The following is a 14,234-nucleotide window of genomic DNA, read 5'->3' on the forward strand; positions in this document are numbered from 1 at the left end:
AATTAAATACACACGCTTTTTTCTTTCTATACTGTTTCATCTTTCTTAACTCTACGCATTTCGTACACTTTCACTTCATTCTCCACATACGATTTTACTTTTTCAAATCCAGCTTTCTCATAACAACGAATCGCCCTCTTGTTATCTTCCCTAACTTGCAATAGAACTGCTTCTATATCAGGGTCTAAAAATGATTTACTAATAAAATACTTTGTAATCTCCGTTCCAAGCCCTTTTGAATATAAATTCGAAACGCCAATGAGAATAGAGTATTCCATCACATATATATCATCATATTTCGTCTTTTTTAATCCAACTCTACCTATTACTTCATCCTTCACTACTATTACATGATAACTTGCATGAGACCGCGACAATTTTTCGGCCCAGTACTGACGAAGCTCTTCGATTGTATATCGCTTAAATGGTTTTATATCCGCTATGTTATGTAATTTTTCATCGTTATACCATTCTAATATAACTGGTAAATCATCCATTTCTAAAAGGCGTTCTTTCCAATCCACATTTCCACCTCGTCCATTTTATGTTTTCAAACCAATTAAATTGAATATGCATATTCTTTTTTAGGTAACCTTACTATCTCTCGAATAAAAGGGGATTTTTCTACAATATCCTCTAGCTGCCCCTCACTATAGACGTAAATACCACCTACATATGAACTGTACGCCTTTTTCTCAGTTATTATTGCTAAATTATTATTCTCCCTCTTAAAATCACCCTCCAGCCCTTTTTGAAATGATAAACTTTTAGCACCTGAAAAATAAAGCTGAATTAACGCCACTAATTGTTTGTCCTCTGATTTTGCCAAGCACTGAATTTCATGTGAAATCATTTCATCTTGTAACGGAAGAAAGTCCTCTACTAATAAATCTTCTTTATGAAAGAAATTTTGTAATTCAGGAGTATAGAACTTAAGATTTTTCTCCATTACCTTTCGAAAAATGGATTGCAACAATAAATCTTTTCCTATTACAAACGGATGACCAAAGCCATTATTATAAAGTCCTTCTTTCATTTTCATTAGTTGTTCGATCAAAGGGATTCCCGATTCTTCAATGACAAGTTTACCGTTTATAAAACGCATACTAGCTATCAGTTCTTCTATCTGTAATCCACCTATCTCAAGCGATGAATAATATAAATCCCTATTCCAAAAATCTAATTGATCCATTCCTAATGAATTAAACAAGAGCTCATCTATAATTGGAAAAACACCATCTTCTGTTAAAGCTTTCGTTACATCATCTAATAATCCGGCGGTCTGATTTAAAATCGTTCGTATTTCTTCATCCTCTTGAATGATTCGTATAGTCCACTCACCATGATCTTCACCTGATATTTGTTGAAAACAATGCGAATACGGGCCATGTCCAATATCGTGTAGGAGGGCTACAACAGATAATAATTCCCTCTTATATTCTGATAAATGAATATCACCAATATTCGTAAGATGTTCTATCACTTTATTTACAAGTACATATACACCTATTGAATGTTCTTTCCTCGTATGTATTGCGTTCTCATGTAAAAAATAAGTATGTCCTTGTTGTTTAATATTCACCAACCTTTGAAATGCTTTTGTATCTATCAATCGAAGGATATGTCTATCACAAATAGTAATTGTTCCATAAATCGGATCATTAAATTGCATGTATTCTCCTCCTGTTTTTATAAATTAAAAACCTATATAATTATACTTAATTTTCAGTTTATTTTCATTAATATATGAGAAATTTTTAATAAACTTTTCATTATCTCTTCATAAAAACTGACCTTATATGCTTCACTATAATACTTATAAGAGACATAAATGAATTGAAATAGCAATCCCCTATATAAATAAGGTATAATCTACATATAGTGAACCTTTTACGTAGTTAAATAAAGGGGCATATATTCAAAAATACATAAACTAGAAGGTGCAACAATGGTAAGTAGTTTTATTCATTCAGTATTAACGTTTTTTGAAGGATTAGGTTATTGGGGCATTATGCTTGGACTTATGATTGAGATTATCCCAAGTGAGATTGTCCTTGCTTATGCGGGATACTTAGTATTCAATGGTAGTATCTCATTTTTAGGCGCAATTGTATTTGGTACAATTGGCGGTGTTATTGCTCAAATTTTTATTTATTGGCTTGGACGATACGGTGGACGACCTATATTAGAACGATACGGAAAATATATTTTCATTCATAAAAAACATATAGATGCTGCAGAAGATTGGTTTAATCGTTACGGAACTGGCGTCATTTTTACAGCACGCTTCATTCCAGTAGTGCGTCATGCGATTTCAATTCCTGCTGGTATTACAAAAATGTCATTTCTACGTTTCACTACGTTAACAGCACTTGCAATCATCCCTTGGTCTATCATTTTCATTTATTTAGGTGAAAAACTAGGTGAGAATTGGGAAAATATTAACGATGTTGCAGGACCATATGTGAAATCATTCGCAATTAGTGGCGTCACACTTATTCTTTTATACTTCGTTATAAAAAAATGGACAAAAAAGCGTAAAAATCTTGCGTAAAAATATAAATAAAAACCGCTATACATTTTATTACAAATGTTAGCGGTTTTTATTATAGGCTTGATTATATATTAGAAATTACTTTATTTCTTCTTTATGCTTTAAGTCATGCTGAATGAGTGAGGAAAAATAATGATTTAGCCTCACTTTTTTAGTACCAAATTGATAGTCATTATAAAAATATTGGGTTGGAATTCGCTCAATTTGATCTATTAATTTTTTACGAGTAACACTAAATTGATCTAATATTTCTTCTTTTGAAATACCAGATCTCGCATATTTTATTGCTTCCTTATTCATTTCCTCAACATCTATTGGAACATTTGGTACAGGTTGTCCACTTATAAAGTATGGAATTCTATGATTTATTAAAAACGTATCCCAAACGATAAAATGTGAAATCACATCTGCAATTCCCCACGAACCCTCTTTAAATGATCGAAGCCACATATCATCACTTAATCCCTTCAATGTTTGACACCATTCTATTATATTTAACTTTTCTTCTAAAATATTTTCTTTCTTCATTATGCATTCCTTTCTCGCACTTGTAATTCATTCATATGAATATCTTCTAGGAATTATATAAAAAGCCTCCATAATTATGTGGATAAGCAACAATTCACTCATTCATTTCGTATATTATCTCAAAAAGGAGTGATTCCCCTATGCATTGGCAACAAAAAATACAATACTTAATCGGACGCCCTATCGGTATTTCCTTCATTAATGGGCAAGGAACCTCTGGTGTATTATGTTCAGCACATGATGGTCAATTATATGTGTATGAATACCTTTATCAAGCGCAGTTCGCAATGAAGCATTATGATTTTAGACAAATTAAAGATATACATGCCTTTCCGAATTGCCCACATCAAAATCCTCTATACTAAAAAAAGGAACAGCTTATAGCCGTTCCTTTTTCTCCACACTTATTTCTCAGTATAAAAGTTTTGCACTGCTTCATCAAAGTAAATCCAGCCTTTCCAACCTAAATGAATTGTATCTTTTAAGAAATACTTATCATATTCATGGCCAGAGAAATCGACTACTGGATACCCAGCTTTCTCAACTTGTTCCCTAACTTTTTTATAATACACTTCACGGCGCTCTTTAGGGAAACCAGCGTAATCATACCATGGTCCGTTTACAGGTACAGAAATAAAGAGCGGCTTGACATTTTTCTCTTTAAAAATATTTAAAACAATTTGTAAGTCATCATATTCTGGTGATTCTTCATACGATTCATTTGCTCTAAAGTTTTTTAAACCTTTTAACTTTTTCTTCAAATTATGTTTATAGTAATATGGATTTTCAATTCCGAATGTGTTTGTAGTAGATTCCGCTTTCCCTTCTTCTTCCGCATGTTTACGTGCATCTACCCAAGAAATTGAACGTAGTCCCACATTTGTTTTTTCTTTCATCGGCTCAATCTTAAATATGGAGTTAAATAAATCTCTATGATCTAAAATATTTCGATGCATATAAGCAAGTGGTTTAACTAAGCCCGCTTTTACGTTATGTTTCGTATCATTAAATACAATACCTTCTAAGGAATTTTTTAATATATCATCTTCTTGAACAACTTTATAATCTAAAAGTCGTTTCGCAATTTGCTTCTTCATTTCTACATTTATTTTATCATTAAAAATAAAATGATATGCTTGTTGTTTAGAGAAATTGTTCGTAAAATCCCCCTGCGATACACCAGTCTTTGTAAACCATTGTGGTGATAAAACAAAGACTACTTTTTTACCTTCTAACTCATCCATTGTAGATGTCATATTTAATATATGAGCTAAACTTTGTGTACCGCCAATTCCGATTAAATATGGCGTAAAACCTGCAGGATTCACTTTAAAGTAATTAGATGGATGATATGCATCCATTCGTAAAAATTCAGATGAACCGTACATCGGTAAATACTGCGAATTCTCTAACATTTTCTGTTGCAAGAATACACTTTGTAATTTTTCTTTTTGTAAAGAAGTTGCCGCATCTTCTACCTTCTTATCACTAATCAGTGATACTAAACTTTTCGATGGGATGAGTATGATAATGAAAAAAAGCACACACGCTAAAATTATCGGACCAAAGGCATGCTTCATTTTCATTTTTTATTCCTCTTCCTATCGCAATTAAATTGTAACCCTTGTCTTTGACACGTCATCATTTCTCTCCTTTTTCTCTATACATGTTCCATTCTATTTATCTATTATATACATGTATGTATTTCTTTCCTTGTTCTATTAAGACCTATATATAGCGCAAGAAAATGTTTCCATAGAAACACGTTAATTATACAAGATTCTACATACATTTCACACTGAAATTTTAGTAATAATTTTATTTTTTAACAATGAAAAAACATATGAAATGTCTAGAATTCTTCGGATGATGTATTGAGTTCAAAATATGATAATAAGCGCCCGCTATAATCAACTTCATGAGTATATATAAACCCTAGATTTCGTAAAAGTTTTTTCGAGTTCTCATTTGCTACTTTTACTCTAGCAATTATTCTTTTTACATTCATCATCTCTTTTGCATATTGAATGGAAGCCTTTGCTGCTTCTGATGCATAGCCATTTCCCCAATATTCCGGATCAAGTAAATACATAATTTCTATTTCACCTGTTTCATCTATTTTTCTTAAACCACAATGTCCTAAAAGCTCTCCTGTATTTCTATTAACTAATAACCATACCCCGAAACCATACTGTTCCCAATGTGATATTAGTTGCATAATATAGTCCTTTGCTTCTTCCTTTGACATTCCCTTTGATTTAGCAAGCCATTTGCCAACAGCCTCTTCTTTTACTATGCTATAAAATTGATCAACATCTTCTATAATGGGCTTTCTCATGAATAACCTTTTTGTATGTATTACTTTCTTTTCTTCAAACATAAAACTTCATTCCCCTCCAAAATTTTATACAGACTAGTAAATTATACCATGTACTATTTACCCGACTTTAACTAAAAAACAGACTACCACAAACGTGGAGTCTGTTTTCTCATCCTTTATTTTTGTACATCTGCCCACTTTAAGCTTGTTGCTGGTCCAAATTGATGTACGTATAAATCTTTCACATATGGCTTTTGTAAGTACGATAATCCGCGCTGGAATACCGGAGCAATTACCGCATCATCCAGCAACATTTTTTCAGCATCTTGCAATGCTTTCCAACGAGCTTTTTCATCATTACCTAATTCTGTTTTAATCTTCTTAATTAACGCATCATATTCTGGATTCGCATATTCAGTATTGTTCACACTGCTTCCAGAAAGGAATACTTCTAAGTAAGTCATTGGATCTGGATAATCTGGTAACCAGCGTGATAACGACATTTCATATTCTTTCTTCTTCTCTAGCGCTAATTTTTGCGTATGTGGTTGTAATTTCACATTTACCTTTAAGCCAGGTAAGTTTTTCTCAAGCTGCTCTTTAATATATTCTCCTACTTTTTTGAAGTTTTCTAAATCATAGTTTAATAACTCAAGCGTTACTTCATTTGTACCTGTTTCTTGCTTCGCCTTTTCCCAATATTCTTTCGCCTGTTTTACATCCGTCTTATTAAACTCACCTGCTGTACTTCTAAAATCTTTTTTATCTGGACCTTTTAAAAATCCTTTTGGCACGTAATAGTTTGCAGCAACCGAACCATCATTTAAAAATGAAGTCGCAAGTCCTTTCTTATCAAACACTGTACTTAGTGCAAGACGTGCATTTTTATTTTTAAGAATCGGCACATTTTCATTAAATCGGAAGAAGTACATAACTGGATCTGTATATTGTTTTAGCTCTTTATTATTTTTATATTTATCTACGAATTCTGTAGAAATGACAGCTCTATCAACTTTATCTGTTTCATATAAATTTACCGCAGTTGAAATTTCTTTAACAATTTGATAGTTTACTTCATCTAGCTTCACTTCTTTTTTATCCCAATACTTATCGTTTTTCTTCATCGTAAAGCTCGCTTCATGCTTCCAATCAGATAGTGTAAAAGGCCCATTATATACCGCTTTATTTGCTTCTAATCCGTATTTATCACCTTGTTCTTTCGCATATTTTTCGTTAATCGGATAGAATGATGGTAAAATAAGTAATTTTGTAAAATACGGTACAGGATGTTCTAACTCTACAACGAACGTTTTATCATCCTTCGCTTTTACCCCTAATTCCTCTAATCCTAGCTGTTTCTTATTTATTTTCTCCGCATTTTTCACATCGTACGCAATGTATGCATATTGAGAAGCAGTATCCGGATTAATAAGCTGCTTCCAAGCATATACGTAATCTTGTGCTGTTACTGGATCTCCGTTAGACCATTTCGCATCACGCAAGTGGAATGTATACGTTTTTCCATCTTTGCTCACTTCATATTTTTGTGCGCCAGCTTCAATTACTTCATCATTTTTCGATAAGCGGAATAATCCTTCCATTACGTTATTTAAAACGTTAAATGATACTGCATCAGTTACTTTCCCTGAATTTAATGACGGAATTTCACCCGTTTCTAATAACTGTAATACTTTCTTCTCATCTTTTGGCTTTGTCGTTGTTTTTTCTTTTGCGCAGCCAACTAAAATTGAAGAAACGAATAGAGTACTAACTAATGAGTAACGAACAACTTTTTTCATTTGAAAACCCCCTCTATTTTTTAAGGTAAGTAACGACGGGCACCAGCATATTCTTCTATATATCCTGTTGTATTTAGCGGTATAATCTCTACTGATCTTTCAGCTCTTGGTGAGTGAATCATATTTCCGTCACCAATATACATAGCAACGTGATGAACACTACCTTTCCCTTGATCATGTGCAAAGAAGATTAGATCTCCTTTTTGTAAATTTGCTTTATCCACTGCAACTCCATTTCTCGATTGCGGACCAGAATCTCGCGGAATGGTAATACCGTGCGATTTATAAATCGTATGTGTAAATCCAGAGCAATCAAATCCGAAGCCACTTGTACCAGCCCAAATGTACGGTAATCCTAAAAACATTTTCCCTGTGTTTATTAAATCATCGGCCGTCGGGGTTGGAATATCATTTTGAGAACGGTAAACCGTTCCATCATTTTTTCGTAGCCAAGCTTTCTGCCCATTTGGTAGCAACACGCGGTATGAAATCGTATCTTCACTAAGTAGCGGCAGTCGCGTATTATAGCTCACTTCAAGCGATTTATGTTTTTCAGAAGGATTTATATATAAAATGGCTGTCGGTTTTGTTACTAATACGAAAGGTTCATTTGTTTTATCTGCAAATTCTTGATTATATGTTAACTGTTTTTCAGGCATCCATCCTGGGTAGCCTTCTTCATTTCGAGGTGTTGGCTGACCATGGACTAACACTTTCACCCAGTCCCCTTTTTTATCAACAACTGTTACTTCTTGACCTAATAACGCTTGCGTTTCTAATTTATTTGCACTTGTTAACCAAAGTTTCTCATCAAGCGTCATCGATTTCGTCCACTTCCACAAATCAACTGGATTTGTAGCACTTGGTGCATCAATTGGCCGTAATGAATCCGGCGTGGTCCAAAGTGTTGCAGCAGATACATCGATAAACGCCTTACTATCTTTCTTTTCTTCAGCATTTGCTGATGTAAACGATGAAAATATAAATAAAGTTGTTAAAAATGCAGTTCCTACTTTTTTCATAAATATCCCCCTTAAAAGATAATTTACTAGTCTCTTCTCCTAAGATTTACTATTCACTGTCGATTGAAGGTTTACCTTTGATCCAGAATAAGTCATTCCTTCCGGTTCTTCCATTAACCAAAGTGGCGCATCAAGATCGAAGTAATGAATATTAGGATGTGCAGCAGCTAAATGTGCAACAGCGCTAACAGAAAGAGAAGATTCCATCATGCTTCCTACCATACATTTCACACCAGCTGCTTCTGCGATATCGGCAATACGCCACGCTTCGCGAATGCCACCACATTTCATTAATTTAATATTGATTAAGTCTGCATATCTTCCTTGCACAATTTTTAATGCATCACTCGCTGAAAATATGCTTTCATCTGCCATAATAGGTGTTTGTACATGATCTTTGACGTACTTTAATCCATCCCAATCTTTCGCATGAACAGGTTGTTCAATAAATTCAATATTTAAATTGCGATTTTCCATCTCTTTAATGATAGAAACTGCCTCTTTTGGATTCCACCCTTGATTTGCATCTAATCGTAACGTCGTATTTTTTGGTATGCTATTTCGAATCGCTTCAATACGTTCTAAGTCTAAGTGTGCAGATTTCCCCACTTTAATTTTTAAAGTTTGAAATCCTTTTTCTACATGTTGCTTTGCCTCTTTCGCCATAATGAAAGGCTCATCTACACTCACCGTAATATCTGTATGAATTTCTTTCTTCCCGCCTAATAATGCGTAAAGTGGAACGTTATGATATTGACAATACACATCATATAATGCGATATCTACCGCTGCTTTCGCACTTGGATTTCCAATGCAACTCACTTGAATGTGCTGTAGTAACTGCTGAAATTGAATGATATCTTGACCGATTAAACATGAACGCATCGGCCCTAAAATTGCTTCTTCAATCCCGTTAGCGAAATCTCCCGTAATAATCGGTGTTGCAGCTGCAGCTCCCTTACCGATAATTCCTTCATCTGTATGAATATATACATCTATACTTTCTATTTCGGTTACGGTACGAAGAGCTGTTTTAAACGGTGTATGAAGATTAACACGTCTACGATTTACTTTTACATCGGTAATTTTCATTTTGTTCATCCTTTCTTTGTCTAGCAAAATGGATCCTTAATTCTTAACTTTTTTGGATCAAAAGATCTCCGCTTGTGCTTACTTTTCATGTAGAAGGTACATGTGAAATAAAAAAATCCAGCCATAAGAAGATTCTTACGGCTGGATTTTGTCTATGAATGGGTAGACAAAGCAGCGATTTGATTATATTTTTTTTGTGCATCTTTTAATGCTACAAGTAGTGCTTTTTGAGACGAACCGAAATAACGATCTTTTATTTCCATTACTAACGCTGGGTCATTAATATTTTTATGTAGAAATAAATATTTAACGAATTGAGACGTTAATGCAATTGTCGCTGAGCAATCTGCATCTACAATTTCCCCAGTCTCCTTAACAAGTACAAACGCTACAAAATAGCTTTTAAACTTTTCGGTAATGGGATTATTTTGAGGTGCTTTCGCATCCCCTACGACATAAATTGTATTTGAAGCGTACACAGCTCTCTTCCTTTCTAATACGGGATAACGGTTTTCTTAATAGGCGTATGAGTTATAAACTCAACATTGATTAAAAAATGTATCCGCTTACCTTGTATTATAATACAATTGACAGAATTTTAACAACATTTATTTTCGTATATATTCCATAAGTATAAAAACAGCTCAAGCTCTTCATTTTTACAATATGTAATTGTTTCTTGTACCATGACATTCCTACATGAAAAAACAGCTAGCTATCGCTAACTGTTCTATTACACTACTTCGGCAACACAAATATAGTTTCATTTGACTTAGAAAATTGATATTCTTTTCTCGCAAATTTCAAAATTTCTTCCTCATCATCTGTTAAATTTTCTATGTTAGTCTTTAAAGAAGCCTCATCTTTCTTTAAAGAAACCAATTGCTTTTTTTGATTCGTAATTGTATCTTTTGTTTCTACAATTATTTCTTGTTGTTTCGTTAAAATAAATTGAACGTACAAAGTAGCCGCCGCAATAAATATAAACATGAATATAAATCGCCTTAGTTTTTTCTTATTAATTGCTTGATTCTCATTAGACTGTGATAGTTGTTCTTGTATATTAGGAACATTTATTCGCTTGAGTTTCCTCATTATGAAATCCCCCTAACACATATATTTTCACTACCATCGGCATGATTTCTTATTAACTTTAATTCTATTCTTATAAAATAAGCTCCTTCACAAAAATATCTCACTAATTAACCAATTAAAGATAGCATTCGACGACATTTCCATATTTACATTGCATTTTTTTATGTATGCTGGCATAAAATAGTAGTTTCTGTTATTCTTTTTCTACTATTGTAGAAGAGTTTTTTTACATACAAAGTTCTCCTTGTTTTAACATGGTTACAAGGAGAAAAGAGATGCATTGTCGTATATTTGATAAAACCAGAATGACTATTTAAGAGCTTAAGTTTAGAGCATAGATCATACCTATATACACTTAAAATAAGAAAAAAGCCCAATTTGGGCTTTTTTAATTTTGTAAATCAATATCATATTCCATACTTTTTGCCGTATCCTCAGCAACCTCCACACCTAACAAATTTTTCACAATATGAAATGACATGTTAATACCAGCTGAAATACCTGCCGATGTAATGATGTGCCCTTCATCTACAAATTTCACATTCTCCATTACTTCTACATTTGGAAAATCTTTTTTGAAAGTTTGAATACTAGCCCAATGTGTTGTTGCTTTTAACCCTTCCAGTAAACCAGCTTTCGCGAGTAATAACGCTCCGGTACAAACTGAAGTCATTAGCTTTACTTCTTTCATTTGCTGACGAACCCAATTTATTATAATATCATTTTTCACTTCATTTTCCCGTGCGCCTTTACCACCTGGAATGATTAATATATCAACTGGTGGTAAATCTTCAATACTATAATCAGGCTGTACCTTTAATCCGTTCCTTGCTGTAATCATTTCTCCATGTTGGCTAACTGTATAAACAGTAAATGGTTTCTCTTCATGTACTTTAGTGATAGAAAAAACTTCAAATGGCCCTGCAAAATCTAACACTTCCACCTCATTAAATAAAAATATCCCTACACTCCATTTATTCATCACACGTTCACTCCCTGTTGCAAATTATGTAAAAGGTGAGTATAACCTTTTTCTAAGGCTATATCATAGTCTGTTTTCTCATCATCACACTCTTCTATATGTTCTGTTGATTATTATATATTCCTTTTTTAATTTTAGTTTACATAATAATATTATCTATTTAATTAATATCTTTTATTTTAAATATTAAAATTTCCTACTAAAATAATACTAATCATGTTTAGTATGGAGGCGAAATTATGTTACAAGTAATACCTTTAAATAGTGAAGACTATGATTTAATTAAAGCGGCTGAAAAGTATACAAGTGAAGTAAAATAATTATTCCAGTTTTCCATTCATCTTATAATATTATTCCAATAAAAAAACAATCCGTTTTAAAAACGGGTTGTTTTTTTATTTCTGTTTTATGCAGTTTATTTTATTTTTCTATTTTTAAAAATGATTAAAATATCATTAACAAAAATGAAATTGAAAATATTTAAGTTTATTTCATTTTTTCATTTGAAAATAAAAATGCACTTTCTCCTTACATTCGATAAATATGAATATAAAATCTCTAAAATCAGCAGTCTTATCGTACCAATCTATAACAATTCTGTCTTCTTCCCTTACCTGTTTCCTTTAACACATATGATTTTAATACAAGCGAAGTTAATGAATCTGTTAATGTTTTATATGATAAATTAGATAATGCCAATAGATCGTTCGTATATAACATTCTATGCTTCTCTAATAATAATAGTACTAATCGTTCAGACGGTTTTAATGCCTCATCACTTTCGAGTATAAAGTCTATATTTTTCATTTCTCTAATTATTACTCCTTATATAAAAAATACTTACACGACTAATTTAATATAAAAATAATACATAACAAAATTTGAAATATATTAAAATAGCATTGTTTTAAAACACTATTATACTATAACATAGAAAAAGCATTTCCCGAAATAGGAAATGCTTTTTTATTGCTTATAGAATTCCTCAAACGATACATTATATTTCAAATATTGATCCGTACAATTCCCTACAAACTTCTCTGATCATTCAAAAGTATTTGTAGTACATCAAGTTCTACTAAAATAAGTTAAGCATTTTCCGGCATTTTGTTCTACCTTAAATATTTCTTGCGATGTGCGGCTTACTGTAATGACTTGTTCCACCACCGCCTGCTACTACTTTTCCGCCTTGTTCGAAAATTAATAATTTACTTGAATCATCTGCAAGAAGTACTATTACTTCAGCATTATTACTTGTTGCTACATAAATTACATAACCACTTTTTGATATACAAGTTTCCCAATTCGCATCAAATTCTGATCTTAATACACGATTTGAATACACTTGATTTTCAATTCTATCTTGTTCTTCGTTTGCCAAATTTATCCCCTACCTCTCTAAAATATCATTTATAGAAACATTACAGTTCTATTTAAAATAGTGACTGTCTTTAATATAAATAGTATATGTAGTTAGTAGAAGGATGCTTGGACAATGAAAACGTAATAATATGTACGTAATATACAATTAAAACAAGACAATCGATATTGTATCGATTGCCTTGTTTTCTTACATACTTCTTTATTTTTCTTTTCGCACTGCTTCAAAAGTAAACATTTGATTTGCCTTTGACGGTTTTTTTTCAAAAACATAGTCAGCAGAGCAAGTAATATTAGAGAAACCAATACTTTCTAAAAGAAGTTTAAACTCTTCTATTCCATACCAACGCACCGCAAAGCGTTGCAATTCCGTTTGTACTAACTGCCCTTTACTCCATTTTTCATATTTTAAATATGATAGAGTAGTTTGATTCAGCCAATCTATTTCAATTGATTTATTTTCTAATGTGATTCCGTCTCCATTTGGCAAAGAAAAAGTCGATGTATGAATCTCCCCCGTCTTCCAGTCATACGGAAGCATAATATCTACGATTAATCGTCCGCCTGAATTAAGGTGTTCATAAAAACATTTCAATGCATTTATAGAATCCTCTCGATTTTCAATTAAGCAAAAAGAACCAGTAGGAATGATAATTGCCTCATATTTATGCGGAAGTGAAAATTGTTGTAAGCTTCCTTCATATAAATTAGGGTGTAAGCCTCTCTCTTTGCATCTTATACGGCACGATTCTAGCATCTCAGGTGAATAGTCAATCCCATCTACTGTAAAACCAGCCTCAAGAAGCGGGATGATGACACGCCCTGACCCTACTGCTGCTTCGAGAATTCTACCTCTACAATTTTTCAAACGTTCTTCGTAATACTCAATATCACCATTTAAAGAATAACCGACAGGCTTTGTGTAATCATAAAGTTCCGTGCAAAGTGAACTATAAAAACTAAACATTTATTTTCTCCTCCGTTTTTACGTACGGAAGATTTTCATTCAATTAATCTTCCTGTACCTTTACTTTTAATGAAAATTCGAAAGAGCTGACTGTCATACTATATCACTCGCTTTCCATAGAATATAATCATATTGTATAATATTTCCTTTGAAATGCCAATGTAAATAATGAAAATTCAAACTCTTCACCAAAAGGAGGATATGATGAATTCATTCATTATATTTCTTTTACTTCTTATTGCTTGTAATGCTCTAATTTTCTTTATAGCGAAGAAATATAGGCAAATACGGAAAATATCTAGTGGTATTTTCATTCTTGCTGCCCCCATTGTTTTCTTCGCCACTTTACACATAATTGGCGAAAAAGTAGGCGATGGCTTCGCTGGAGGTTTTGCGGCCCTTATATTTAGTGGCCTATTGATCATGAATGCAATTTTCTTATTTGTTGTAAGTATTTTTGTATCTACCAATAAAAATTCATAATAAACTCCCCCC

Annotated in this window: 17 protein-coding genes and 1 pseudogene; 3 read left to right on the forward strand and 15 right to left on the reverse strand. The window is 32.6% G+C overall.

From position 1 onward, the window contains the following. Positions 1-26: 26 nt before the first annotated feature. On the reverse strand, positions 27-524 hold the full coding sequence (locus RCJ96_RS15580; RefSeq protein ID WP_416504571.1) for a GNAT family N-acetyltransferase: 498 nt from the start codon (positions 522-524) through the stop codon (positions 27-29). Between the two features lie 35 nt (positions 525-559). Next, positions 560-1,672 (reverse strand): HD domain-containing protein, encoded by a 1,113-nt coding sequence (locus tag RCJ96_RS15585; protein ID WP_416504572.1) that lies wholly within the window; start codon positions 1,670-1,672, stop codon positions 560-562. Positions 1,673-1,948: 276 nt separating this feature from the next. On the opposite strand from RCJ96_RS15585, the gene RCJ96_RS15590 reads away from it, so the two are divergent. After that, entirely contained in the window at positions 1,949-2,554 is a 606-nt protein-coding gene (locus RCJ96_RS15590) for a DedA family protein (RefSeq protein ID WP_270795880.1), read from the forward strand. A 78-nt stretch (positions 2,555-2,632) separates the two neighbouring features. Here the strand turns inward: RCJ96_RS15590 and RCJ96_RS15595 are convergent, their stop codons facing one another. Further along, entirely contained in the window at positions 2,633-3,082 is a 450-nt protein-coding gene (locus RCJ96_RS15595; RefSeq protein WP_416504573.1) for a DinB family protein, read from the reverse strand. A gap of 140 nt (positions 3,083-3,222) precedes the next feature. Here RCJ96_RS15595 and RCJ96_RS15600 point away from each other — a divergent pair, with 140 nt between their 5' ends. Next, on the forward strand, positions 3,223-3,447 hold the full coding sequence (locus RCJ96_RS15600) for a hypothetical protein (protein WP_074608582.1): 225 nt from the start codon (positions 3,223-3,225) through the stop codon (positions 3,445-3,447). A 39-nt stretch (positions 3,448-3,486) separates the two neighbouring features. Here RCJ96_RS15600 and dltD read toward each other — a convergent pair whose 3' ends face one another. From dltD to RCJ96_RS15660, 12 genes and pseudogenes are all read right to left on the reverse strand, one after another. Continuing rightward, on the reverse strand, positions 3,487-4,668 hold the full coding sequence (dltD, locus tag RCJ96_RS15605) for a D-alanyl-lipoteichoic acid biosynthesis protein DltD (protein ID WP_000782319.1): 1,182 nt from the start codon (positions 4,666-4,668) through the stop codon (positions 3,487-3,489). A gap of 266 nt (positions 4,669-4,934) precedes the next feature. Next, positions 4,935-5,462 carry a GNAT family N-acetyltransferase gene (locus RCJ96_RS15610; protein ID WP_000461339.1) on the reverse strand — a complete coding sequence of 176 codons (528 nt, stop codon included), beginning with the start codon at positions 5,460-5,462 and terminating at the stop codon, positions 4,935-4,937. A 116-nt stretch (positions 5,463-5,578) separates the two neighbouring features. Continuing rightward, entirely contained in the window at positions 5,579-7,201 is a 1,623-nt protein-coding gene (locus tag RCJ96_RS15615; protein ID WP_416504574.1) for a peptide ABC transporter substrate-binding protein, read from the reverse strand. A 20-nt stretch (positions 7,202-7,221) separates the two neighbouring features. Beyond that, on the reverse strand, positions 7,222-8,223 hold the full coding sequence (locus RCJ96_RS15620; RefSeq protein ID WP_416504575.1) for a C40 family peptidase: 1,002 nt from the start codon (positions 8,221-8,223) through the stop codon (positions 7,222-7,224). A gap of 39 nt (positions 8,224-8,262) precedes the next feature. After that, positions 8,263-9,324, reverse strand: a complete 1,062-nt coding sequence (locus tag RCJ96_RS15625; RefSeq protein ID WP_416504576.1) for a dipeptide epimerase — start codon at positions 9,322-9,324, stop codon at positions 8,263-8,265. A 143-nt stretch (positions 9,325-9,467) separates the two neighbouring features. After that, positions 9,468-9,794, reverse strand: a complete 327-nt coding sequence (locus RCJ96_RS15630; RefSeq protein ID WP_000271324.1) for a DUF3870 domain-containing protein — start codon at positions 9,792-9,794, stop codon at positions 9,468-9,470. A gap of 259 nt (positions 9,795-10,053) precedes the next feature. Next, on the reverse strand, positions 10,054-10,410 hold the full coding sequence (locus tag RCJ96_RS15635; protein ID WP_416504577.1) for an FtsB family cell division protein: 357 nt from the start codon (positions 10,408-10,410) through the stop codon (positions 10,054-10,056). Between the two features lie 388 nt (positions 10,411-10,798). Beyond that, positions 10,799-11,395, reverse strand: a complete 597-nt coding sequence (locus RCJ96_RS15640; RefSeq protein WP_270795890.1) for a DJ-1/PfpI family protein — start codon at positions 11,393-11,395, stop codon at positions 10,799-10,801. After that, positions 11,392-11,478 (reverse strand): annotated as a pseudogene (locus RCJ96_RS15645) (ankyrin repeat domain-containing protein); the annotation flags it as partial. The gene RCJ96_RS15640 and the pseudogene RCJ96_RS15645, both read right to left, overlap by 4 nt. A 487-nt stretch (positions 11,479-11,965) precedes the next feature. Next, positions 11,966-12,199 carry a hypothetical protein gene (locus RCJ96_RS15650; protein ID WP_270795891.1) on the reverse strand — a complete coding sequence of 78 codons (234 nt, stop codon included), beginning with the start codon at positions 12,197-12,199 and terminating at the stop codon, positions 11,966-11,968. A gap of 310 nt (positions 12,200-12,509) precedes the next feature. After that, positions 12,510-12,773, reverse strand: coding sequence for a hypothetical protein (locus tag RCJ96_RS15655; protein ID WP_416504578.1), 264 nt, complete (start codon positions 12,771-12,773; stop codon positions 12,510-12,512). Between the two features lie 201 nt (positions 12,774-12,974). Further along, complete coding sequence (locus RCJ96_RS15660) at positions 12,975-13,739, reverse strand: class I SAM-dependent methyltransferase (protein ID WP_416504579.1); 765 nt, start codon at positions 13,737-13,739, stop codon at positions 12,975-12,977. 204 nt (positions 13,740-13,943) lie between these two features. On the opposite strand from RCJ96_RS15660, the gene RCJ96_RS15665 reads away from it, so the two are divergent. Then, positions 13,944-14,222: a hypothetical protein gene (locus RCJ96_RS15665; RefSeq protein ID WP_242303780.1), complete on the forward strand. Its 279-nt coding sequence runs from the start codon at positions 13,944-13,946 to the stop codon at positions 14,220-14,222. The last annotated feature ends 12 nt before the right edge of the window (positions 14,223-14,234 follow it).

Source organism: Bacillus sp. BSL6 (assembly GCF_052928345.1).